Origin of the sequence: Kriegella aquimaris, from assembly GCF_900103215.1 — a bacterium.
GTDB classification, from domain to species: Bacteria; Bacteroidota; Bacteroidia; order Flavobacteriales; family Flavobacteriaceae; genus Kriegella; species Kriegella aquimaris.
The window spans coordinates 179,368-203,378 of sequence record NZ_FNGV01000006.1 but is presented as its reverse complement, the minus strand read 5'-3'; the positions used below and the strand labels follow the sequence as shown (position 1 = coordinate 203,378).

General features: G+C 39.1%; 18 protein-coding genes. 7 read left to right on the top strand and 11 right to left on the bottom strand.

Features of this window, described 5'->3' with window-relative positions:
* Window positions 1-99: 99 nt before the first annotated feature.
* Window positions 100-1,026, bottom strand: coding sequence for a malate dehydrogenase (locus BLS33_RS13810; protein ID WP_089890225.1), 927 nt, complete (start codon window positions 1,024-1,026; stop codon window positions 100-102).
* A gap of 298 nt (window positions 1,027-1,324) precedes the next feature.
* Here BLS33_RS13810 and BLS33_RS13805 point away from each other — a divergent pair, with 298 nt between their 5' ends.
* Window positions 1,325-1,696, top strand: coding sequence for a hypothetical protein (locus BLS33_RS13805; RefSeq protein ID WP_089890222.1), 372 nt, complete (start codon window positions 1,325-1,327; stop codon window positions 1,694-1,696).
* A 517-nt stretch (window positions 1,697-2,213) separates the two neighbouring features.
* Here the strand turns inward: BLS33_RS13805 and gyrB are convergent.
* Window positions 2,214-4,169 carry a DNA topoisomerase (ATP-hydrolyzing) subunit B gene (gene gyrB, locus BLS33_RS13800; RefSeq protein ID WP_089890219.1) on the bottom strand — a complete coding sequence of 652 codons (1,956 nt, stop codon included), beginning with the start codon at window positions 4,167-4,169 and terminating at the stop codon, window positions 2,214-2,216.
* A 647-nt stretch (window positions 4,170-4,816) separates the two neighbouring features.
* Here gyrB and BLS33_RS13795 point away from each other — a divergent pair.
* The 4 genes from BLS33_RS13795 (at window position 4,817) to BLS33_RS13780 (ending at window position 10,235) form a co-directional block, all read left to right on the top strand.
* A complete protein-coding gene (locus tag BLS33_RS13795) occupies window positions 4,817-5,728 on the top strand; it encodes a hypothetical protein (protein WP_143017617.1) in 912 nt (303 codons plus the stop codon).
* A 47-nt stretch (window positions 5,729-5,775) separates the two neighbouring features.
* Complete coding sequence (locus BLS33_RS13790) at window positions 5,776-7,677, top strand: tetratricopeptide repeat-containing sensor histidine kinase (protein WP_089890213.1); 1,902 nt, start codon at window positions 5,776-5,778, stop codon at window positions 7,675-7,677.
* Entirely contained in the window at window positions 7,674-8,309 is a 636-nt protein-coding gene (locus BLS33_RS13785) for a response regulator (RefSeq protein ID WP_089890210.1), read from the top strand. Before BLS33_RS13790 ends, BLS33_RS13785 begins: the two co-directional genes overlap by 4 nt.
* 135 nt (window positions 8,310-8,444) lie before the next feature.
* A complete protein-coding gene (locus BLS33_RS13780) occupies window positions 8,445-10,235 on the top strand; it encodes an IPT/TIG domain-containing protein (RefSeq protein WP_089890207.1) in 1,791 nt (596 codons plus the stop codon).
* 108 nt (window positions 10,236-10,343) lie between these two features.
* Here the strand turns inward: BLS33_RS13780 and asnB are convergent, their stop codons facing one another.
* The gene (gene asnB, locus BLS33_RS13775) at window positions 10,344-12,014 is read right to left on the bottom strand and encodes an asparagine synthase B (protein WP_089890204.1); all 1,671 of its coding nucleotides are present in this window, start codon (window positions 12,012-12,014) and stop codon (window positions 10,344-10,346) included.
* Between the two features lie 242 nt (window positions 12,015-12,256).
* Between asnB and BLS33_RS13770 the strand changes: the two genes are divergently transcribed.
* Entirely contained in the window at window positions 12,257-12,796 is a 540-nt protein-coding gene (locus BLS33_RS13770; RefSeq protein ID WP_089890478.1) for a DUF2911 domain-containing protein, read from the top strand.
* 174 nt (window positions 12,797-12,970) lie between these two features.
* Here BLS33_RS13770 and BLS33_RS13765 read toward each other — a convergent pair whose 3' ends face one another.
* The 4 genes from BLS33_RS13765 to BLS33_RS13750 all read right to left on the bottom strand — a co-directional run bounded on the left by BLS33_RS13765 (window position 12,971) and on the right by BLS33_RS13750 (window position 16,246).
* Window positions 12,971-13,414: a hypothetical protein gene (locus tag BLS33_RS13765; protein ID WP_089890200.1), complete on the bottom strand. Its 444-nt coding sequence runs from the start codon at window positions 13,412-13,414 to the stop codon at window positions 12,971-12,973.
* 84 nt (window positions 13,415-13,498) lie between these two features.
* Window positions 13,499-13,927 (bottom strand): hypothetical protein, encoded by a 429-nt coding sequence (locus BLS33_RS13760; RefSeq protein ID WP_089890196.1) that lies wholly within the window; start codon window positions 13,925-13,927, stop codon window positions 13,499-13,501.
* 88 nt (window positions 13,928-14,015) lie between these two features.
* The gene (locus BLS33_RS13755; protein WP_089890192.1) at window positions 14,016-14,777 is read right to left on the bottom strand and encodes an NYN domain-containing protein; all 762 of its coding nucleotides are present in this window, start codon (window positions 14,775-14,777) and stop codon (window positions 14,016-14,018) included.
* A 164-nt stretch (window positions 14,778-14,941) separates the two neighbouring features.
* Window positions 14,942-16,246 (bottom strand): MFS transporter, encoded by a 1,305-nt coding sequence (locus BLS33_RS13750; RefSeq protein WP_089890188.1) that lies wholly within the window; start codon window positions 16,244-16,246, stop codon window positions 14,942-14,944.
* A 208-nt stretch (window positions 16,247-16,454) separates the two neighbouring features.
* Between BLS33_RS13750 and BLS33_RS13745 the strand changes: the two genes are divergently transcribed.
* Window positions 16,455-17,243 carry an NIPSNAP family protein gene (locus BLS33_RS13745; protein WP_089890185.1) on the top strand — a complete coding sequence of 263 codons (789 nt, stop codon included), beginning with the start codon at window positions 16,455-16,457 and terminating at the stop codon, window positions 17,241-17,243.
* A 3-nt stretch (window positions 17,244-17,246) separates the two neighbouring features.
* On the opposite strand, the gene BLS33_RS13740 is transcribed toward BLS33_RS13745, so the two are convergent.
* From BLS33_RS13740 to BLS33_RS13725, 4 genes are all read right to left on the bottom strand, one after another.
* Window positions 17,247-18,347: an OmpA family protein gene (locus tag BLS33_RS13740; protein ID WP_245731450.1), complete on the bottom strand. Its 1,101-nt coding sequence runs from the start codon at window positions 18,345-18,347 to the stop codon at window positions 17,247-17,249.
* A 310-nt stretch (window positions 18,348-18,657) separates the two neighbouring features.
* On the bottom strand, window positions 18,658-20,970 hold the full coding sequence (locus tag BLS33_RS13735) for a GH92 family glycosyl hydrolase (protein ID WP_089890182.1): 2,313 nt from the start codon (window positions 20,968-20,970) through the stop codon (window positions 18,658-18,660).
* A gap of 390 nt (window positions 20,971-21,360) precedes the next feature.
* Window positions 21,361-22,653 (bottom strand): hypothetical protein, encoded by a 1,293-nt coding sequence (locus BLS33_RS13730; protein ID WP_089890178.1) that lies wholly within the window; start codon window positions 22,651-22,653, stop codon window positions 21,361-21,363.
* A gap of 13 nt (window positions 22,654-22,666) precedes the next feature.
* Window positions 22,667-23,755 carry a lactonase family protein gene (locus BLS33_RS13725; protein ID WP_176801389.1) on the bottom strand — a complete coding sequence of 363 codons (1,089 nt, stop codon included), beginning with the start codon at window positions 23,753-23,755 and terminating at the stop codon, window positions 22,667-22,669.
* Window positions 23,756-24,011 lie beyond the last annotated feature (256 nt).

The following is a 24,011-nucleotide window of genomic DNA, read 5'->3' as shown; positions in this document are numbered from 1 at the left end:
GATTTAACAACATATTTACAAGTTATTGTAAAACACAAACATCCGCTAACCTATAAAGGCAGGCGGATGTTTTTATATAAGTTAAACGAAAGCCTCTGATTAGAGCTCGAGTAAGCCGTTAGTTTTCTTTACTCCAGCGGCACTTTCCTGCATTTTATTCTTTTCCGCATCACTTAAAGGCACATCGACGATTTTCTCAATTCCGTTTCTACCTAAGATTACCGGAACACCGATACAAATATCATTAAGCCCATACTCACCCTCTAAAAACGTAGAACAAGGAAACATTTTCTTCTGGTCGCAGGCTATGGCTTGAACAAGAGCGGAAACAGCTGCCCCTGGCGCGTACCATGCGCTAGTACCCAATAATTTGGTAAGTGTAGCTCCACCAACTTTGGTATCTGCCGCAACTTGATCTAAACGTTCCTCTGACAAAAACTCGGTAACCTTTATACTGTTTCGCGTAGCATGCGAAACTAATGGAACCATACCTGTATCACTATGGCCGCCTACAACCATACCGTCAACATCGGAAATAGGAGCTTCTAGAGCTTCAGCAAGACGGTATTTAAATCGGGCACTGTCAAGGGCCCCACCCATACCTATGATCTTATGTTTGGGCAAACTAGTTGTCTTGTGTACCAAATATGTCATTGTATCCATAGGATTGCTGACCACGATTAAAATAACATTGGGAGAATGTTCCAACAGACTAGATGATACTGTTTTGACAATTCCTGCATTGATTCCAATCAACTCTTCGCGAGTCATTCCAGGTTTGCGCGGTATACCTGAAGTAATTACAGCAATATCACTTCCTGCTGTTTTTGAGTAATCACTTGTAACCCCTGTTATTTTGGTATCAAAACCGTTTAACGATGCGGTCTGCATTAAATCCATTGCCTTTCCTTCGGCATAACCTTCCTTAATATCCAACAAAACAACTTCCGAAGCAAAATTCTTAATAGCAATATACTCGGCACAACTTGCACCAACAGCACCTGCACCTACAACAGTAACTTTCATATGTTTAAATTTTAGTAATTGATCATTTTGAATAGGAACAAAAATACATATTCTTTACTTAATTGTGCGACCGAAATACGGATTAATCTCCCATGAAAAAAGGATTTTCAAAATTCGTCGAGATGCAAATATGCTTAGATGAATGGCTTTAATGGCGAGTTAAGCTGTCTTAATGTTAAAGAAAACGACGCTTCAACGAAGAAAAGCAAAATAATTGGTCATACATCGAATAATAGCAATACAGATTAGCCCTTCTGCGTTCGTATTTAGAAGTCCCAAATAAGAAAAACCCTACAAAATGAAAAAAATATTTTCATTTCTTGCTATCATCACGATTATCTCATTGAGTAACTGTTCGCGAATAGCCGAAAATAATGACCCTGTAATAGGAATCTGGACCAATACCGGTACAACAACCACGGGTAAAGCCGAAGATCGTTCGATCCGTTCTGAATGGATTTTCAACGACGCCTATCTTGGAAGATACCAAATTGTCGAAGGTGGAACCATAACAACAAAAACAGATTTCGAATGGATCGAAATCGATGGAGTCTACACTATAAGCTATCCTGGGCTGGAAAAAGCCGATGATGTCGCTGTCTTAAAAAGGTCTTCCAAAGGAGAACAATTGGAAGATACCGATGGCAATATATTAGCAATAAGAGAATAAAATATTTAAGATAAAAACCCCGAGGCAGCGTCCGTCTTAGATGACGGGCAAACCTTGGGAATTGTAACAAAAAACCGTGCTTTCGCATGGTTTTTTTTGTTGCTTATAGCTGAATATCGCTGATGTTAATATTCCTTTCTAGAAAAGTGAGAAACAAACAGTTCTTGTCATTTCATTATGCGATATCCAATTACGTTCACAATATTTCAATATCAATTATTATTTCTTTGATTTTTCGTACACTTATTAATCAATAAAGCCTTTAAGAAATTAATTAAGGTAACTAATTTCATAACCGTATACAAAAAAACGGATGGGTCAAGCATAGTCTAAAATTGGCCTATAAAAAATTAAATGCCAACGAAAAAGTTGCAGAAAGTGAAGCGCTACAATGAAAACTGGGCATCTCCCGACATTAAACTTTCGGGCTCTCGAATCGAATGATGCTAAAAAAAGAAAACCCCACAATTAAAATCGTGGGGTTTTGACTTAAAAAGGTATCCTAATAAATAAAATATTAGGTATCTATATTTGCATAGACTGCATTCTTCTCGATAAACTCTCTACGAGGCGGTACCTCATCTCCCATCAACATCGAGAAAACACGATCAGTTTCGGTCGCATTGTCAATTGTTATCTGTCTTAGTGTCCGATATCCAGGATTCATGGTCGTGTCCCATAACTGCTCCGCATTCATCTCTCCAAGACCTTTGTAACGCTGTATGCTAACACCGCCACTATAACTTTCAGCAATTTCGTCGCGTTCCTTATCACTCCATGCGTACCGTTTTTTACTTCCCTTTTTCACCAAATATAATGGGGGAGTCGCAATATAAACGTGCCCTCCTTCAATGAGCTCCCTCATGTATCGAAAGAAAAAGGTCAATATCAGTGTTTCAATATGACTACCATCGACATCGGCATCACACATGATAACTACTTTATGATAGCGTAGTTTTTCAAGGTTCAGTGCCTTACTATCCTCTTCGGTGCCAATCGTAACACCCAATGCGGTATATATATTCTTGATTTCTTCATTTTCAAAGACTTTGTGCTGCATTGCCTTTTCAACATTGAGAATTTTTCCACGCAATGGAAGAATCGCTTGAAAATTACGATCCCTACCTTGTTTGGCCGTTCCGCCTGCCGAATCTCCCTCAACCAGAAATACTTCACAAAGCGTAGGGTCTTGCTCTGAACAATCGGAAAGTTTTCCAGGCAATCCGCCAATACTCATCACCGTTTTTCGCTGCACCATTTCCCGTGCTTTGGTCGCGGCATGACGGGCCTGTGCCGCCAAAATTACTTTTTGTACAATAATCTTGGCATCATCGGGATGCTCTTCCAAATAATTGGTCAACATTTCAGATACCGCCTGTGAAACAGCCGACGATACTTCCCTATTCCCTAATTTGGTTTTAGTCTGCCCTTCAAACTGCGGCTCGGCAACTTTAACCGAAACAATTGCTGTCAACCCTTCCCTAAAGTCGTCTCCTTGCACTTCGAATTTCAGCTTATCCAACATTCCTGAAGCATCTGCATACTTCTTCAATGTAGTGGTCAACCCTCTTCGAAATCCGGACAAATGCGTACCTCCCTCATGGGTATTAATATTATTCACGTAAGAATGTAAGTTCTCAGTGTACGATGTATTATAAATCATCGCGACTTCAACTGGAATATCATTCTTTTCCCCTTCCATAGCGATAACACTTTGGATCAAGGGCTCTCTGTTGCTGTCTAGAAATTTTATAAACTCCTTTAACCCTTCGTCAGAATAAAAAGTTTCTCCAATAAACTCGCCTTTATCGTCTTTTTCACGTTTATCGGTAATGCTTATTGTAACACCCTTGTTCAAGAACGATAGCTCGCGCATGCGATTGGCCAAGGTCTCATAACTAAATTCAATAGTCTGTGTGAAAATAGTATCATCAGGATGAAATGTTACTTCCGTCCCTCTTTCGGTTGTTTCGCCGATACTCTTAACAGGGTATACAGCTTTGCCTCGTTCGTACTCTTGCTCCCAAACTTTACCGTCTCGAAATACAGTAGCCCTCAAGTGATTGGAAAGTGCATTAACCACTGAAACCCCAACACCATGCAGACCTCCGGAAACCTTATATGAGTCTTTGTCGAATTTTCCACCTGCACCGATTTTGGTCATAACTACTTCCAAAGCAGATACGCCTTCCTTTTTATGCAGGTCTACAGGAATACCCCTACCATTATCTCGTGTGGTTATCGAATTATCTTCATTTATTACGACACTGATTGTATCACAATGCCCACCCATAGCCTCATCGATAGAGTTATCGACGACTTCGTAGACCAAATGGTGCAATCCTCGCATCCCAACATCACCAATGTACATCGATGGTCGCATGCGCACATGCTCCATGCCTTCAAGGGCCTGAATACTATCGGCGGAATACTTATTCTTTTTCGGTTCCTCGTTTTTTGCTTCTTCGCTCATAAATTAAAGGTTGTTTTCATTCTAATTTTGGCAATCTAGCAAATATACGCAATACCCCATGAAATATGGGTCTTTGGCTTTTTTTTAACCTTGAAGTTATCAACAATAATTGTGGAAAATATAAGCGTCTTTTTTTTGCCCACTTAGGGAAAACCCTGAGTTTTAAATTCACATAGTTTACCTGATATATGAAGGTTTAATTGTTAGCAACTTGCACTGATAACATTAACACCCGAATACAATGAAAAAATTCTAAATTATAATAACTATCCATTAGTTCATCCTGATGAAATTAGACGACTAAACAACTTGAAAGAAATATTTATAGCACCTTGTAAATTATAGTTATTACCTCCTCATATTGAACAGTAAAGCAACCTAACCAAAATGCTTTTTCAAGATAATCGGCTATACAGAATTCCTGAAGAAATTGGCCAACTTAGCAAGTTAACCGAATTAAATATAACTGTTAACCCAGTGGTTAGAAATATTCCGGCAGAAAAGGGTCAACTAACTTAAGAAGTTAGTTTATGGAGAAATTAGATTACTCCTATTCCACAAGCAATTTGCAATTTAAACAACACCGGAACACAGCTTAAATTAAATGATGGTATTAAATCTCAGTAAAAAACGAAAAAAGATTGATAATGAAATCACAAACTAACAGCATAACAGCATCCCTCCTATTTTTTTGTTTGTTTTTTCTAAGTACGCTCAAGGCACAAAAATCGGAAAAAATAGACTACCCAGAGCTCGGCATCTCATTTCACGTACCCGAAGGCTGGGTAGGGACTACGGTAGCATCGGGGTTTGCCATCACCTCCTTAAAAACAGAAGGTGTACTACTGATCATCACCCATGATGTACAGCACATTCAAGAAATGGAAATAGAAGCTAAAAACGGCTTTCAAATCGGGAAAAATACGCTTCTTAAGCCTATAAATAGTATGGAGAAAATTTCTGATAATACTATTGCCGGTTTATATGAAGGTGTCATAGACGCAAAATCTTCCAAGGCCTTAATTGTAGGAATGGTAAACCCGTATGGGTACGGACTGACGATATTATGCACTGCCAGTTCAAGCGCCTATTCCGAAAATCTTCAAAACGCTGGACTATGGGTAACTGCATCCGTGAATTTTTATGAACCACAAACGCAAACCACTGCGATGACATCACATGAAAATCCTTCTGAATGGGGCGAACTGTTGAAAAACTGCCGCTTGATCTATATGGAATCTTACAACACCTCAGGGGGCGGCTATGGCAAAAAAATCAAAATAGATTTATGTGGTCAAGGGTATTTTAACCACTCCGCCTATAATAGCATGGGAATTGACACCGGGGGTGCCAGTGCGAAGTATGGGGGCAATAATAAGGGCACGGGGCATTGGAAAACCTATGTGAACGCCCAAAGACAAGATGTTCTACAACTGAACTTTTACAATGGGGAGGTTTATGAGTATATTGTAACCACAGATGAAGATGACAAAACCTTTTTAAATGGCGACCGCTATTTTAGAGTGTACGAAGGCGATTATGGGCCTGATTGTTATTAGCTTTCTTTATCTCAGTATAGTATTACTTAAATTATAAAAACGGTATAATGAGGCTTCAATTCATATTCCTTTTAACGGTATTGCCTCTAATTGCAGTAGCACAAGGGGATAGCATTGAAGTAAAAGCCTTGTTGGATGAGGCATATGGCTATGAAGACACAGATCCAACAAAGGCGTTGGAAATTTATGGAAAGGCATATAATTTAAGTGAAGAAAGTGCATATGACCTAGGAGCTTTTAGATCTTTACATTATAGTGGTATTGTGCATTCAAACATGGTTAATTATGATTCAGCGCTACATTACTATAGAAAGTCCCTAGCTTTCAGCGATAAGGCGAAATACCCGAAAGGAACAGCGGCTACCTATATCAATATCGGTAATGTATATCAATTTCTAGGCGACTATGATAGAGTAGCCGACTATTATCTCAAAGGAATCAAAGTTTTTGAGGTCATAAAAGACAGTGCAAGTATGGCTGTAACCTACGAGAATCTGGCGGCACTATTCAGTTCGGTAAAACAGCACCAGAAAGAAATGAGCTATCTTGAGAAAGCTTTGCTGATCGTACCGAAAGCGAACCTGGAACTTATGGGAATGATTTATGGGGATATGGGTTTATCACAATCCAAAATGGATAACCTCCCTAAAGCCTTAGAATATTTTACAAAAGCCGACAGTTTATCCAAGTATGTTGACAACCCAAAACTTGACTTTTTTGTTCAGCGTAATTTCGGGGAATATTATCTGTTGTCAGGTTCTTATCAAAAGGCTATCCTTTTTTTGAACCGAGCTTTAAAAACTAATGAAAAGATTAATGACCCCTATTACAGGAGTCTACTGTTAACGCATCTCGGAGAAGCCCATGCCATGATCAAAGAGTATTCAAAAGCAAATTCCTATTTGAAAGAAGCTTTGGAGATGGGGCAAAAAAATAAGATCAAGGAAATTCAAGAGAAAGCCTATTATACGCTAGCAAAAATAGATAATGACCAAAAGAATTACCAAAGAGCCTACAAATATTTGAACCTTCACATGAATTTCAAGGATTCTTTGCTCAATGAAGCATATTTAAAACAGATCAGCCTTTTCGAAAAACAATACGAAACCGAAAAAAAAGACAACGAGATAGCCTCACAAAAGCTTCAATTACAAGAAAAAGAAAATGACATCCTTAAGAAGAAAAATCAATATAACCTTGCCTTAGGTGGAGGTGGTTTTATATTGCTAGGTTGTTTAGGGCTTTGGTTATTTTATAGACAACGACAAAAAATAAAGAACAATGAAATATTGGCACTTCAAAGCCAACAAGAAGTTGTAAAATTAGAAGCATTGATAGATGGTGAAGAAAAAGAACGCAATAGACTGGCACAAGACCTTCATGATGGTATTAATGGCGATCTCGCAGTTATTAAGTATAAGATAAGCTCAATCGAACCCGACAAATTTTCAAAAAAAGAAAAGATATTTTATGATGATGCCATAAGTATGTTAGACAATGCCGTAGAACAAGTGCGAAGAATTTCGCATAACCTTGCACCTCCTTCCTTACATAATTTTGATCTGATAGAGGCTATTCAACAATTCTGTTCAAAACAAAATGCTTCCAATCCTATAAATATCAGTTTTCAATATTTTGGAAATAGATTGGTTTTGAAAAAAGAAAATGAAACGGCTATTTATCGAATCATTCAAGAACTTATCAATAATATTATGAAGCATGCCAATGCTACTGAAGCCCTAGTGCAATTAAACAATCATGATGACAAACTCATTATTACCGTAGAAGATAATGGTCAAGGATTTGATACGAAATCTACTGAAAATGGAATAGGTTTACAAAATATAAAATCACGTGTTGATTTTTTAAAAGCGAATCTAGATATTAATTCCAGTGCTAAGGGTACCACATTTTGTATCGAAATAGATTTAAAAAAGAATAAAAAATGATTAAAGTAGCGATATGTGATGATCACACCATGGTGCTAAGAGGCATAGAAACAATGTTGGAAGATTCTGATATGATCATTATTACCGCAACCTATAATCTGGGGAAACAACTCTTGGCGGAAATTGATAACAACCTTCCGAACGTGCTATTGTTAGATATTAATTTACCAGATAGTAATGGTATTGAATTATGTAGAGAACTCATTAAAAAACATCCTCAATTACTAATAATAGGATTATCAAACTATAGTGAAACAGGATTCATTAAAAATATGCTTAGAAATGGCGCGAAAGGATATTTACTTAAAAACACGGATAGGCAAGAGTTAATACTGGCCATCACCACAGTACATAAAGGAGGAACTTACCTTCCAAGAAATATTCAGGATATATTGTTGAATGAAAGCATTGGAAACCCTTCTCAAATAACCTTTATACCCAAACTTACACGAAGAGAAACCGAAGTACTTCATCTGGTTTCAAAAGAACACACCAATCAAGAAATTGCAGAACTGCTTTTTATTAGTACCAAAACCGTAGAAAGCCATCGCAATAACCTCATTCAAAAATTAGGTGTCCGAAATACCGCCGGGCTAATCAGGGTAGCTCTTGAAAAAGGATTGCTTGGCTAGCATCAAAATTTTCCCAGCTAATTGACCAACCCCATACTAGGGTTTACCCTGACTTTTAAAAACACAGATTTTACCTGATGTACTCCTCGGGTATTAACAGCAACTTACAGCTGTTAATTAATAAATAAAAATCTGATGAAAACAATCTCTAAAATTATCCTTTTATCCGTTTTAACTGCTTTTCTATTCTTTGCATGTTCCAAAGATGAAGAGGAACCAAAAACACAGCCCATTCAAAAGGCCACACTTAGTTCTATTAGTCCCGATCAGGGAATCAAGGATACAGAGGTCACCATTAACGGTACTAATTTTGGAACGGATAAAACAAAGGTGAAGGTACTTTTTAATACTACGGAAGCCGTCATACAGTCAGTAACCAATACTCAAATTAAAACAATAGTCCCAGAAAATGGAAGTACAGGAGCGGTAAAAGTAATAGTGAATGGCACTTCTGTTACAGGCCCAGAGTTTACGTTTTTGGCACCCACTTTAGTAGGTTTCACTCCCGAAAGCGGACCAGTTGGAACTGAGGTAACCATTACTGGAAGCACATTTGGAATCGATGCCACTAAAGTTCAGGTGTTTTTGGATGAAGAACTTGAGCTTGCGATAAAATCTATAAGCGACACCGAAATAAAAGTAGATATTCCCAATGAATCAGTCTCGGGAATAATATCAATAATAGTTGATGGTACCGAGCTTATTGGAAACGAATTTGTTCTAGAAGCCGCCATTACTGGTATTGTGCCTGAAAGTGGTATTAAGGGAACTGAAGTTACCATAAACGGAAGTTCCTTTAGAACGATAGCTGGTATGGGTCCCATCACTGTTTTTATTAATGATAAAGAAGCTCAAATAACAAGTGTACTTGATGACCAAATAAAAGTTATAGTGCCCGCTAAAGCCTTTTCAGGTACTGTAAAAGTGATTATTAAGGATGATGAATATGTTGGGCCCGTTTTTAATTATATCGTATCAGAAATTGAAGTTTCTACTTTTGCCGGAAGCGGTAGCATCGGATTTGATGATGGTATTGGCACCGCTGCTCAATTTCGATCACCGATAGGGATTGCCATAGATGATCTCGGAAATATATATGTAGCCGATAGGGATAATTATATATTAAGAAAAATCACACCAGATGGAGAGGTTTCAACTTTAGCCGGTAAAGCTGCGGAATCTGGAGATGTTAATGGCACAGGATCAGAAGCGAGATTTACTGGAGTCAACTCCATTGTGTTTACCGAATCAGGTGATATGTTGGTGTCTGATAATGGCAATCATAAAATAAAAAAAGTAACGACAGCTGGTGTGGTAACCACTTTTGCTGGTACAGGTCTAAATGGGTCTAATAACGGACCTGCTTTGAGTGCAACATTTAAGCAAATCTCTGGTATGGCTATAGATGGTCAAGGCAATGTGTTTGTCGTTGAGACCGATAATCATAGTATACGTAAAATAACCCCTAGCGGAGAGGTAAGTCTTTTTGCAGGTGGTCAGAATGGAATGAATGATGGTAATGGCACCAATGCCAGATTTACCTTTCCACGGGGAATTGCAGTTGATTCAGCCAATAATTTGTATGTAACAGATGGTGGCAATCATTTAATACGTAAAATAACGCCTAATGCTGATGTAACTACCATTGCAGGAAGCTCCGAAGGTTTTGCAGATGGTCAAGGTACAGCTGCGCAATTCAATGGACCTTCGGGCATTGTAGTAGATAAACAAGGTAATCTTTATGTCATTGATAGAAATAATAATAGTGTTCGAAAAATATCACACGATGGTAATATAACTACTATAGCCGGAGACGGAACTACTACAGATTTTAATTCTCCATATGGAATTACGATTGATGCTTTAGGAGATTTATATGTAGCAGATCAAACAAAACATAGAATTCAGAAAGTAACTCGTGAGTAATGGTTACTTGTTCAAGATAAATTAGATGGTGTTATTGAAGGGCATCATCCCTAGGAAAAAAATCCCGCATACTGCGGGATTTTTTTTAACTCTGAATCTTGGTTCCTTTTACTTTGAATATGCATCTTCATGAACTTTGGCCACTGCCCTACCCGATGGGTCGTTCATGTTCTTGAATGCTTCATCCCACTCCAAGGCAATTTTGGTACTACAGGCCACTGATGGTTCTTGAGGAACACAAAGTGCCGCGGCATCCGAAGGAAAATGCGATTCAAAAATCGTACGGTAATAAAACTCTTCTTTATTCTGGGGAGTTTGAATAGGGAATCTGAATTTGGCATTGGCCAATTGCTCATCTGACACTTCTTCATTAACCAATTCTTTCAAAGTGTCGATCCAGCTGTATCCTACCCCATCGGAGAATTGTTCCTTTTGTCTCCACGCCACACTTTCGGGAAGCATATCTTCAAAAGCCTTACGAACAACCCATTTTTCCATACGCTCACCATTGATCATCTTGTCTTTCGGATTGATGCGCATAGCCACATCCATAAACTCTTTATCCAAAAACGGTACCCGACCTTCAATTCCCCAAGCCGCCAATGATTTGTTGGCGCGAAGACAATCGTACATATGCAATTTGCTCAACTTGCGCACGGTTTCTTCATGAAATTCTTTGTCGTTCGGTGCTTTGTGAAAATAAAGGTATCCACCAAAAAGTTCATCGGCACCTTCCCCTGAAAGCACCATCTTTATTCCCATTGATTTGATGACCCGCGCCATTAAATACATAGGAGTCGAAGCCCTGATAGTGGTAATATCGTAAGTTTCTAAGTTATAGATGACATCTTTAATCGCATCTAAACCTTCTTGTATCGTAAATTTGATTTCATGATGTACCGTACCAATATGTTTGGCGACTTTTTGAGCGGCCGCTAAATCGGGAGACCCTTCCAACCCTACAGAGAAAGAGTGTAATTGTGGCCACCAAGCATCAGTCGTATCATCTGACTCGATACGTTTTTGTGCATATTTTTTCGCAATAGCGGAAGTCACCGACGAATCAAGACCACCAGAAAGCAATACCCCATAAGGCACATCTGACATCAATTGTCTGTGCACGGCAGCTTCCAAAGCTTCTTTTATCTCTTGAATACTGGTTGCGTTGTCTTTCACCGCATCGTACTCCATCCAATCACGGGAATACCACTTTTTTAGTTCACCATCTTTACTGTGCAGGTAATGGCCTGGAGGAAAAAGTTCAATTTTCGTGCAAGTACCTTCCAAAGCTTTAAGCTCCGAGGCTACATAAAAAGTGCCGTTCTGATCCCACCCCATGTATAAAGGAATAATTCCCATATGATCGCGAGCTATAAAATATTCATCTTTCTCAGAGTCGTAAATGGCAAAACCAAAAATACCGTTCATCTCATCAATAAAATCAACCCCTTTTTCTTGGTACAATGCCAAAATGACCTCACAATCGGATTCCGTACGAAAATCATATTTTCCTTCAAACTGCTTTCGTAACTCCCTGTGGTTATATATTTCCCCATTGGCAGCAAGCACCAGTTTATTATCAGGACTGAACAACGGTTGCTTTCCTGACGCAGGATCGACAATTGACAACCTTTCATGAGCAAGGATAGCTTTATCATCTGCATAAATCCCACTCCAATCTGGACCTCTATGCCTTACTTTTTTCGACATTTCGAGTAACTGAGGTCTTAAAACTTCGGTACTTTCCTTTACATCAAATGCACATACAATTCCACACATAACCTGATTTTTAGTTTCAAATAAAAGACAAAGATGACACTAATGTTTCAATTTAAAAACACAAAACACTATTTTAGCATCATATTGAAACTTAAAATACTATTTTAATTAAAATAGTATAAGTAAAAATACAAACAATCGATAAAATTATCGCAGTATGTAAGCTGGGTAAAATTTAACGACTTTTTAGTAAATAGTATATGGAATACTACTTAGTTTTAGCAAAATCAAAAATAAAAATTATGAAAAATTTACTTACTCTTACCACTCTGATTATCACCATGGTATGTTTTACCGAGACGAATGCTCAAAAGTTCGACGGCCTTGATAAAAGTCCCATGGACATGGCTACCTATCCCTCTAGCTACAAAGAACCTGTAAAAGTAGTTCGAGTGACTTATAGCCGACCTCAGCTAAAGGGTCGTTCCCTTTCTCAACTTGCACCTAATGGAAAGGTTTGGAGAACCGGAGCCAATGAAGCCCCCGAAATCACATTCTATAAAGATGTTAATTTTGGAGGAAAACCTGTAAAAGCAGGCACTTATGCTCTTTTCACTATACCTGGGGAAAAAGAATGGACCTTTATCTTGAACAGTAACTTGAATCAATGGGGAGCCTATTCATATGACAAAGCCGCTGATGTTGTACGTGTTAATGGCAGCGTAAGCACGAACGGTGAATCATTGGATGCATTTTCAATTGCATTTGACGAAGCCAATGGCGGAGCTACGATGTTAATGGGCTGGGATAAAGCGAGAGCTTCACTGCCCATCACATTTTAAATCCAACAAAAAAAAGAACACTATATAAGTAGTAGTACATCAGATTGAGAGTGGCCGTTTAAAACTTTTAGACGGCCACTTTTATTTTGTGCCGAGCGGGCGTATGGAAATGAAAAAAGCACCTAGACTATGTTCCGTAAGGTGCTTTATATGATCAAAATGTAAATTAAGATTTTATTGAGGCTGTGCTTTTCTTTTACCCTTTATCTTAAAAATACCGTCAGCAGAAGAACTTTCACCCGAAAGCTTATCTTCTTTAGCCCTTAGTGTTACCACTACATTGCTGCCCTCAATTTCCAAGCTGAATGTTATTTTATTTTGCGCTACTTCAATATCCTGACCGCGCAGCGTTCCATTATTAACATGAACCTCTACTTGATATACACCATTATCTTCAGAAATGTAAAGTGCGCCATGACTGTATTCATAAGCCACGTCTGCAACAGTATAAAGCCAGCGCCCTACAATAGCATCGCTATCATCGACAATAGTAGCTTCCAATTTGCTACCCGTTGTTCCATTAAGTGCTTTGGCCTGTAGAGATACCATGCCCGAGGAAACCAACAATAAAATGGTACATAGGAAGTTTATCGCAGAATTTGAAAATTTTTGTTTCATAGGTTATAATTTACGGATATCGCTATCGCATTTAATAAAGTGCAAACACGAACTACTTTGGAAACGACTAAAACTCGAGGTTTATTACCCAGCAGATAGGCTTTTTGTGCCATTAATTTTTAGAACACCCGCAGATGAAGTACTAGTACCGGAAATCTTACTACCATCAGCCGTAAGCACTACCGAAACGTTTTCACCTTCCACCTGAACCTCAAAACTGATTGTATTCTTTTTTACCGAGACATTTTCACCAAGCATAGTCATGTTACCCACCTGCACCTGAACCTTGTAACTGTCACCTTCTTTAAAAATCAGCAAAAATCCTTTTTCATAGCCCTCTGGAGCCTCCGCAACAGAATAGGCCCAGCCACCTGAAAGATTATCTTTTAAAACAGTAACAACATCCGAAGACATTTCACCCATAGGGTTAGGGGTATTGGCCTGTACAGGAATATTTAGCAAAATTGTCGCCATGGCTATAAGTCCTACAGATTTCATCACGGTATTTTTCATATTTTAATTTGTTTGAGGTTCATATTTATCTCTAAATATAACGATTTGTACTTGCTATTCAAAAATCATGCTAGAACCGTTTAACCACCTATTTATTTGAACGCGCGTGTTTTTTCTCCTTTATTTTAACATAAATAAGCTTATTCCGTCCCCGAGAATCTTCGCGACGCTCCACTTCAAAATTAGTTATAGCCCCAATTAGGGGTGTCAACTTCTGAAAACCATAATTACGAGAATCGAAATTGGGTTGTTTCTTTTGCAATAAACTGCCAACATCACCTAAAAAAGCCCAGCCATCATCTTCGGCTACATCTTCTATCGTACTAGCAATCAACTTAATTTCTTTTGCGGTAATCTTATCTACATTGCTTTTTGATGCTGATTTTTGGGGCGTTGTTTCTGTAGCATCTTCTTCAGACTGATCTTTTAATATTTCGATATAAATGAATTTATCACAGGCCACAATAAACGGATTGGGTGTTTTCTTTTCGCCAATGCCAAATACCTGCATACCTGCTTCCCGTAAACGTGTTGCCAAGCGCGTAAAATCACTATCGCTACTTACGAGGCAGAAGCCATTGACCTTACCTGAATAGAGAATATCCATAGCATCAATAATCATTGCCGAATCCGTAGCATTTTTACCAACCGTATAGCCATACTGCTGAATAGGTGTAATGGCGTTCTCTAAAAGCACATTTTTCCATTTGCCCAATCGGGGATTTGTCCAATCTCCATATATCCGTTTAATGGTAGGATTACCATATTTGGCGATTTCCTCCATCATCTCCTTGACATACGCCGACGGAATATTATCGCCATCAATTAATACCGCTATATTTAAATCCATAATTTATTTTATTTTAATGCAAGTTACTCGGTTTTTTGTAACAAAATACTTTCAAAACCAGAATACCGAGGTGGTTTTTAAGGCTGCGTTTTGAGTTGAATAGCAAAATTATGAAATCGGTCAAAAATTCGCTTTGAAACCAATCAAAAAAACTAATTATTAAATTATTGCGGATTATTGGCTTTTATTGAGGCAATACCCAAGAACACCAAAAAAGCTAGTCCCAAATATCCTAGGGGGCGGTATGAGTCAAAAGTAGAGAAGCAAAGACTAAATAACGGTGGGGCCAAGGCACTTGCCAGTATTAAAAATGACATGATTTTGCCCGTAATTGCACCCAAATGGGTGCGTCCGAAAAAGCGAGGCCAGACCATAGCGTTGAGTACCGCAAAAAAACCACCCATTAGTCCAAAACCTCCTACCAAAAATGGTATTCCGATTACCGATGGAAGAAATAATAAACCGACCGAGGCAAGTAATCCTCCAAAAATCATGAGATACAAGTACAGTTTTAAGTGCAGGTAATCACTTAAAAAATTAAATACGGTAGATACGGTGACTGCGACGACGGATCCCGGCAAAAAAATGGAAATCGCATCATCTTTAGAAAAGCCCTCGCTGCCAAAAATGGAAACCACATGAAATGCAAGTCCTGTAATAAAGAAGCTATTAAAAGCCAAAATAAGCCCATACATCCAAAATGCCCTAGTGGCTTTGGCCTGCGGCAGGGTATATTGAAGGGTTTCGGTAACAGGATCGGCATCTTGTACTTTTGAGGTCTTTACACCATCAGGCACCAAACCATGTTCTTCTGGCCTGTTTTTATACAATTGAAGCACAAAAAATGCAAAAATAAGCAACCCTACCGCCAAAATTTGCCAAGCTCCTTGCCAACCATTACTCTCAATCAACACATTTATCCACAAAGGCGAAGAAGAAAATCCAAAGGAAAGTGCCACGCTACTAAAGGCATTCACTTTTCCTCTATTCTTATCGAACCATATCATGATCATATTCCTCGATGCCATGGTCAACACCCCTTGACCGGCAAAACGGAGCATAAAGAATAAAAAGGTCATTATAACAAAGGGAACCATCCAGGTATCTTGGTTCAGCAACTGCTTGAAGAAATTACTTATTTGTACCGACCATGAGCAAAATAATACAGCAAGTGCCAACACTATTGCTGCAAAAAAAGCAACATAGCGCGCTCCATAACGATCAAACCAAATACCTGCCCTTCCGATAATCAAGGAACTTACGATAGTCCCTATCATGTACGCATTGCTGAACTGATTTCGAGAAAGCCCCAAAGCATCTTTTACAGGGTCGGTAAAAACCGATACACCAATAGTCTGTCCTGGAATGCTGGCCCAAATACCGATGGTTCCAATTAGGAGCACGACATAACCATAGAAAATCGGACTTTTACTAGGGTTTACAATTGAAAAACGATTGGAACTAACCATAAATTTAAAGAAAGCGGCAAAGGTAAAGGTTTAGACCGAAGTTGTCTTTGGCAATTGGGGCTTTTCCATGAGAAAATGGTCCAATAAAAATTCAAATTTGGCATTTCTGCCTTGTGATAGATACAAACTACCGGCACTAGGCTAATTACGCATAGGATATATGCCTTGACTTCACTAATTTTGATATCGCACGAAAATCTAAATACGTATGAAAACGATTGTCCGAACACCCCTTTTTGTTCTACTTTTTACTCTTATCACAACTTCGAGCCTATGGTCTCAAGAACAAAAAAGAGAATATTACCAGCTTAAAACATATACTCTAGCCAATGAAAAACAAGAAGAAGCAACCGACACTTACTTGAAAAATGCCTATCTACCTGCACTTAAGCGAATGGGCATTGGCGCTGTTGGGGTATTTAAAATAAGACCTAGCAACTATGTTGCTGCAAATAAAATTTATGTTTTGATTCCTTTTAACTCTTTTGATCAATTTGAGAAGTTGGACAAGACGCTTGCCAGTGATAAAGCCTACCAATCGGCTGGTTCGGAATACATCAATGCCGCCCACAACAATGCGCCCTATGAACATTTCACCTCTACCTTCATGCGTGCCTTCACCGAGATGCCCGCAATGAAAGCATCTGAGGTAAAAGGCCCTAGAAAAGATAGGGTATATGAATTGCGCAGCTACGAATCACCTACAGAAGCACTTTATTGGCGAAAAGTGGATATGTTCAATGCGGGCGGGGAAGTTACCCTCTTCGACAGTTTAGGTTTTAATGCCGTTTTTTATGCCGAAGTCCTATCTGGGGACCGGATGCCAAATTTGATGTATATGACAACATTTACGGATCAAAAAAGCAGGGACGAACATTGGGATGCCTTTTTTTCAGCCCCAAAATGGAAGGAGATATCCGCCCTGCAAAAATATAAGAACACAGTTAGTAAAGCCGATATTTTACTTCTTTACCCCACTGAATATTCCGAATACTAAATATTATTGAACTGGCTGTCGGGTAATGACAAACGTTACCCGCCGGTTTCGCTGCCGTCCTTCCTCGGTGCTGTTTGTTGCAACCGGCATTGACCCGCCAAATCCGCGCCACTTTATTTTATTTGGCGCCACACCTAGTTCTATCAAATATTCGGCCACGACCTGGGCACGAAGACTAGAAAGCTGTTGATTATAAGCTACAGTTCCCACGTTATCGGTATGTCCGTCGATGGTAATTTGCAATGATGAATCATTGCCTAAAAAATCAAATAGTTTATTAATATCTGCTTTTGCAGATTCCAACAATTGAAAAGTATCGAATGGAAACAGAATGTTTCGAAAAACATGTGTTTTATCCAATTCCAAAGACCCTGAATCTAAAATGGTGGTCGCCACCGATGTATCAATTGCATTTATCGTAACCATATCAATGTAATAATAACTTCCTTGCTTAGCATCTTTTTTGGTTTTAAACTTCCGCGTGCGATTATTGTTTTTAAAATTTCCCAGGACAAAATATTTTTCAGTGCCCTTGGCCACGAACTGCGTATGTACCAAAACCCAATCTTTTGTATCCGAATAAAAATTTGAATACCCAATTTCCAAATAATTATAGGTGTTGCCTTTAATTTTGTATAACTGCTTTTTAGAAAGCTCTTTCTTAATAGGAACGTACAACTTTTCGTCTGAAAAAAGAATCCCGAATTCCTTTATGGCAAAATCTGACCGTTCGGCCAAACTCACATAAAACGATATTTGATACTTTTTTCCTTTGACCAAAGGTTTGGTCAATTCACCTTGCAAGTATTCGCGATAATCATCAGGAGCGTATAGGTATAACCCAGCATAACCTTCACCAAAATTCACGTGTTGACGGCCATTAAAGTTTTCCGGAGCACCCATTTTCGTACTGCAAACATTGAAATAGTCCGTCGAACCCTCTGTAGGAGTCGACCAAAAACGTACATCTACATCAAAATTACCTAGCCGTTCAGGGCAGTTCTCAAATACCTCAAAGCTCGGGTTTTGAACCAGGTTTTGAGATTGAACCATTGCCATATATAGCAAACAGGCCGAACCAATAATATGTTTAATACGGAACAACAATTTAGAGCGTTTAGTAGCTCTAAAAGTAGAAAATTCAAAATGGACTTAGACATCACCATAGGTAACACTTATCTAAACTCAGAAAATCGGTAACCCTATTTCATCAATTTACGGGGTGGGAAACCATAAAACTGTAAAATCTTCAAAACATTTATGGGAAAATTTCCATAATTGAAACATCGGAAGCGCAAAGAAAAGCCACCTCAAATGGGTCAAACAAATTTACGTCTATTTTGGCTGACGTATTTCTATCGAATATTTATAAAGGTTTGGTTTCCAAAAGTTCACAAAATACACTCTTGAACCCTTACCTCTTTTCCGGCTTATCTTCCATCTCGAGATCTAATACAGCCCCTTGTAGGATATCGGAATGATTTATATAATTTTTATCGGATGAAGCCCCGTTCAATTTTACGGATTTTAAATAATACTTGCCCTCAGATGTCCCAGGCGCATTGATAATGAATTCTTTTCCATTTGCTAGGGAAATAGTTATCTGGTCAAAAATAGGACTTCCGAATTCGTATTTCGGATTTTCCTCCGTTCCCCCGTTCATTTGAAAGAGCCCAATTTTCATCAATACGGCCAGACTGCCCATGAGTCCTTGATCTTCATCACCATTGAAACCCGTTGAAGGAGACAATCCGCTGAAAGCTTTATCTATTACTTTTCGCGACCAATATTGCGTTAAATCCGGCCTTCCCAATTGATTAAATACAAAGGCGGTCTGCATCGAAGGCTGATTGCCATAGTTGATCGGAATTTGTCGATACTCGGGATGCAATTCCTGAGCATGTGAATTACCAGAAGTGAAACCGAGCTTTTCGGCGGTCTCGAACTGGGCGTTCAGTTTCTCCACCGCTTTTTCTTTTCCACCCATCTCTCCGGCCAAACCCGGAAGATCTTGAGGTACGAACCAAGTAGATTGTGCTCCATTAGATTCAATAAAGCCATGCTGATGCTGGTAAGGATCATAATCCGCAAGCCACACACCGTCGACATTCTTAGGCCGCATCCACGCCGAAGCCTCGTCAAAGACATTTTTATAATTTTTCGATCGCTTCAAGAAATAATCATAATCTTCCTGATGCCCCAACTTTTTGGCTAACTGGGCCAACGTCCAGTCTTGATAGGCATATTCCATTGTCAGACTGGCACCATCTTGATGGCCACCAAATCTACCTTCAGGAATTGGGTAAGGTACATACCCGTTTTGAATGTAATATTTTAATCCGCCCCCGAGTGCTGTTTTATGCTCGTAACCGGCCTTTTCCATAATGCCTCCGGGCATGTGATTTTTCTTTAAAGCTTGATAAATATTTTCTAAATCAGTAGTTACAATGCCTTTCTGGATGGCGCTTACCACAAAGGGAGTCGACGAAGACCCCGTCATAACATAGGTATAATTTCCTCCGGATGGGCCACGGGGAACAAGTCCTCCATCTTTGTAATATTGTAATAAAGAGTGAACAAACTCTTCCATGATTTCAGGATACACCAATCCCCATAGGGTATTTATTGTCCATTGTGCGCCCCAAAAAGAATCGGAATTATAATGATTGAACTTTGGCTTTCCAGCGTCATCAAGTGGCAACTGCCCCACTCTAAAGCTATCGCCCGTATTATCGGGGTAAGCACCATTTACATCACTGATTACCCTTCGGCCCTGTAACGCATGCCATAAATCGGTGTAAAATCTGCGTTGGGCTTTTTCCGTTCCGCCCTTCACCTTTATTCTACCAAGTACATTGTTCCATTCTTCTTTTGAATTTGAAACTACTTTTTCAAAATCCCAATGCGACAGTTCAGCCTCGACATTGGCTTTGGCATTTTCGATTGAGGTATATGAAATACCTACTTTCATCAGTACTTCTTTGCCTTTTGCATCAACTCCGACAAGGTAATTTCCAGTTTCCTCGTCACGGTCAAGTGTTTCGATTTTAGTATTTAGTTGAACATAGAAAAACAATTTGGAAGGTTTTGGTCTTCGGTGCGTTTTGGCAATTGTCAGTTCACCTGAAAGCGTTTTATCATCCACCTTGTTAAGTGCCCCCTCTTCATTCTCACATGGCCCCAACATCCCATTCAAATTAAATAGAATCGCAGCCTGCGTATCACCCGGAAAAGAATATTTATGAAGCCCTACCCTTTTCGTACTGGTAAGCTCAACTTTTATTCCGTATTTGTCCAATTCTACAGCGTGGTACCCCGGGGACACCTTTTCCTTATCATGGCTGAATTTTGATTTATAATCTCTGAAAATGGTGTTCTTATTTTCTTCGGATATTGTGACTGGCAATAAAGAAAGTCCGGAAAGTTGCCAAGCATGAATGTGACTAAAACCCTGAATAGTATCGACTTTGTAGCGATAGCCACTGCCCCATGCTCCATCGACCTCTGTATCTGGACTTAGATTCACCATACCAAACGGACGGCTGGCGGATGAAAAGAAAAACCATCTTGAATTTTCGGTATCCAGTTGCGGATATACCAACTCAACAAAATCAACGGAATCTGTGTCCGGTGTTTCTACAGTTTTAGATTCTTCACATGAGGTAAAAAATAATATTAGGGAAATCACCCCAAGAATACTCCATAAAGAAGCTTTGCCTATCTTCATTTTTTGTTCTGTTTAACGGTTATATGTAATTGTGTGCAATGGGATTCATCATTTTATAGGATGGAAATCCATTATTTTGTCGGTCTTCTTATTTCCTGGGAAAATCAATTTGTGCCTTAGGCATTCAAAAACAATCAAATCCGAATATAAAAGTACCGGTCGATAAATATAGTCATAATAGAAATTTTCTTTTGATTATCGAGAGTTTAAACCTTGAACGCCTCGAGTAGTATCTTCCCTATTCGCTCTTCGGCACTTTTTACAAGTTCAAAATCATTTGGCCGCCCTACTTTAAAAGCACTTGGCAAGAACGATTAGAGATAGCGCAAAAATAGTCTCTGGAAGTGCTACTTACAATACCGTTAAAATTTAGAAATCCAAATACTTTGGTTACTTGATAATTTGAGAAATATCTACCATATAAAGCTGTCTGCCATCACCGCCATGTGTTGAGTCGAAGAAAACGAAATTACCATCACGACTATTTCTAGGATGCAAATCGCAACGTACCTCACTTTTGTATTTTAGGGGTTCATGAAATTTACCTAACGACACCTTCTTTTTGGTCGGTACATGATAGAGGTATAACTCTTGTAAACGATCTTCTCCTTGTGGATAGGTATCATTAAGGATCCATTCGCCCGATGTACCATTGACATAGGTGTTATGACCGTTGGCAGTCATGATTCCCGCCCCAACAGGGACAATACTATCGGTTCTATCGGTAAAACTATAAAAGCCGGAATCTTTGCCAAGGGGCTTTGTCCACATACAGACTTCGTTCGGGTTTTTCCATATAAAATGGGATGTGTACCCCGAAGGATCTAAAATATAACGGTTGCCTCCATCAAGATCAGCGGTAATCATTCGGGTTATAAAACCAGAAGTAGCTTTATTCGTCCCATTTTCCTTTTCCTTCCGCCAGCGATGCAGAAATATAAAACGCTGGTCATCGGGACTGATTAAAATATGATTGAACCAGTGCCAATAGCCACTCAAACTTTCTCCTTGATGTTCTTGACCGGCCATCTCGTCGATAGAAATTAAAAGTTCTGAACGGCCCGTTTTCAAATCCATCTTGTAAAGTCCGATTTCATCGGGGTGTCGATTATTCTCAAAGGGATCCGGAACACCCGCATACCCATAGCCTGGTCGTAATTTTTGAATACGGTTGAACTCGGTTCCCAGCGCAAAAGAACCATCATTACTCAAGGTATAAACAGCTTTGGGTAGCGTTCTTTTTTCTTTGGTAAATACGTTTAAAATATGGCTTACGAATTTACCATCCTCCAAATCGTTCCATATTATTTCCTCCTTTGAGTTAGGAATCCATTGCAGCATACACCCTTGTTGCCAGCCCCATGCATGGCTTTCCCCAAGAGGTATCCATTTATTATTATCATGTAAATCTATCATGCCAATGACCAAACCGTCATTCTCGGTAGGCGATCGATGTATCGTATCGACTTGGGCGACCAGCACATACCTACCCGTAGGGTCTAGCTGTAACTTGTCGTAGTAACCGAACCAATGTTGTTTGGGGCCAGCAGTGAGTTTAACAATATCATAATCGGAAATATAACTATCCGGTGGAACCGATGTACTTTGATTGCCCGTAACGTTGTTTTGCCCCATTACTATTGTGGCAAGACCTAAAAAAAACGCCAAAACAACCTTTACCATAGCCAATTTTACATTAGTGTGTGGTATATTTTCTCATCTTCAAACTGGCCGGTGCCTTTAACTGAATCTCATTTGGGAGTTTGGTCAATTTGCCCGTTTCCATATTCCTTTTATAAGTGACCAGATTTCCCGACATCTGATTGGCAACCACAAGAAATTTTCCCGAGGGGTCGATTACAAAACTACGGGGATGGTCACCAAAAGTAGATTCATGCCCTACCAATTTTAAGCTGCCTGAACTTTTATCAATAGCAAAAATCGCTAAGGTGTTTTCTCCTCTATTGGATGCGTACAGAAATCTTCCGTCTGGGGACACATGAATATCGGCACCATGATAATTTTCCCGTTTTTCGGCATATGAAAAATCATTGGCTATCGGTTTTAATATGCCCTGTTTGTAAGCAAAAGACGTTACTGTTCCGCTTAACTCATTAATGCAATAGCCATATTTCCCATTGGGATGAAAAGCAAAATGCCGTGGCCCACTACCTGGTGTAGCCGTGTAAGTGCCATCGCCAAATGCCTCTAATTTGGTGGAGTTTTCTTGGTTGAACTTGAACGCATGAATTTTGTCAGTACCCAAATCCATAACATATAGATAGTTACCATCGGGGGAAAAGCCTGTAGAATGCGCATGGGCGACATCTTGACTGGGTGACAAAATACTACTACCTGAAAACTCAATAACTTGGCTTGAAGGCTTGAGACTGCCATCGGTCGCACATTCGTATATATTTACTACCGCATCAGAATAGTTGCCACTTACTATATACTTGCCATTATCGTTGATATTAAGATGAACTGGATTTCTTCCATTGGTCGTCTGCTTGTTCAGAAAGGTCAGCTTGCCTGAAACGCTATCAATTTTAAATGCGGAAACGGACCCATCTTTTTCCATTTTCGATTCAGTGACCGAGTACAGGTACTTTCCATTGGGAGAAACTGTTAAGAAGGATGAATTGACTAAATCTGACTGTTTGTATTGTTCGGTAAGACTACCATCGGCTTCCAAAGAAAACACATGAATACCATCGTCTTTCTTCCCATCTGTATACGAACCGACAAAAAGTAAAGTTTCAGGACTATTTTGACCGAAGGACATATACATCAGTATTAAAGCAACACACGTAGTAAAATTTCTGAATACTTCTCCCCTCATTACAAAACTTCTTTAAACACATTAATTTTTGAACTGATCTTTGCTCTAAATGTAACGTTTTTTGTCCATTTATGGTAACGATACAATATACCTCTCGAGGATTTCGAAGCTCTTATAAATAAAAAAATCAACCAATCGAGAATTTAAAATCTCTGGAAGTAAATAATCTCAAGAAAAGTACGGTGACCCATTGAAAATA

Coding starts and splice junctions, on each gene's coding strand:
- BLS33_RS13810 (WP_089890225.1), bottom strand. CDS start 1,026: ATGAAAGTTACTGTTGTAGGTGCAGGTGCTGTTGGTGCAAGTTGTGCC.
- BLS33_RS13805 (WP_089890222.1), top strand. CDS start 1,325: ATGAAAAAAATATTTTCATTTCTTGCTATCATCACGATTATCTCATTG.
- gyrB (WP_089890219.1), bottom strand. CDS start 4,169: ATGAGCGAAGAAGCAAAAAACGAGGAACCGAAAAAGAATAAGTATTCC.
- BLS33_RS13795 (WP_143017617.1), top strand. CDS start 4,817: ATGAAATCACAAACTAACAGCATAACAGCATCCCTCCTATTTTTTTGT.
- BLS33_RS13790 (WP_089890213.1), top strand. CDS start 5,776: ATGAGGCTTCAATTCATATTCCTTTTAACGGTATTGCCTCTAATTGCA.
- BLS33_RS13785 (WP_089890210.1), top strand. CDS start 7,674: ATGATTAAAGTAGCGATATGTGATGATCACACCATGGTGCTAAGAGGC.
- BLS33_RS13780 (WP_089890207.1), top strand. CDS start 8,445: ATGAAAACAATCTCTAAAATTATCCTTTTATCCGTTTTAACTGCTTTT.
- asnB (WP_089890204.1), bottom strand. CDS start 12,014: ATGTGTGGAATTGTATGTGCATTTGATGTAAAGGAAAGTACCGAAGTT.
- BLS33_RS13770 (WP_089890478.1), top strand. CDS start 12,257: ATGAAAAATTTACTTACTCTTACCACTCTGATTATCACCATGGTATGT.
- BLS33_RS13765 (WP_089890200.1), bottom strand. CDS start 13,414: ATGAAACAAAAATTTTCAAATTCTGCGATAAACTTCCTATGTACCATT.
- BLS33_RS13760 (WP_089890196.1), bottom strand. CDS start 13,927: ATGAAAAATACCGTGATGAAATCTGTAGGACTTATAGCCATGGCGACA.
- BLS33_RS13755 (WP_089890192.1), bottom strand. CDS start 14,777: ATGGATTTAAATATAGCGGTATTAATTGATGGCGATAATATTCCGTCG.
- BLS33_RS13750 (WP_089890188.1), bottom strand. CDS start 16,246: ATGGTTAGTTCCAATCGTTTTTCAATTGTAAACCCTAGTAAAAGTCCG.
- BLS33_RS13745 (WP_089890185.1), top strand. CDS start 16,455: ATGAAAACGATTGTCCGAACACCCCTTTTTGTTCTACTTTTTACTCTT.
- BLS33_RS13735 (WP_089890182.1), bottom strand. CDS start 20,970: ATGAAGATAGGCAAAGCTTCTTTATGGAGTATTCTTGGGGTGATTTCC.
- BLS33_RS13730 (WP_089890178.1), bottom strand. CDS start 22,653: ATGGTAAAGGTTGTTTTGGCGTTTTTTTTAGGTCTTGCCACAATAGTA.
- BLS33_RS13725 (WP_176801389.1), bottom strand. CDS start 23,755: ATGTCCTTCGGTCAAAATAGTCCTGAAACTTTACTTTTTGTCGGTTCG.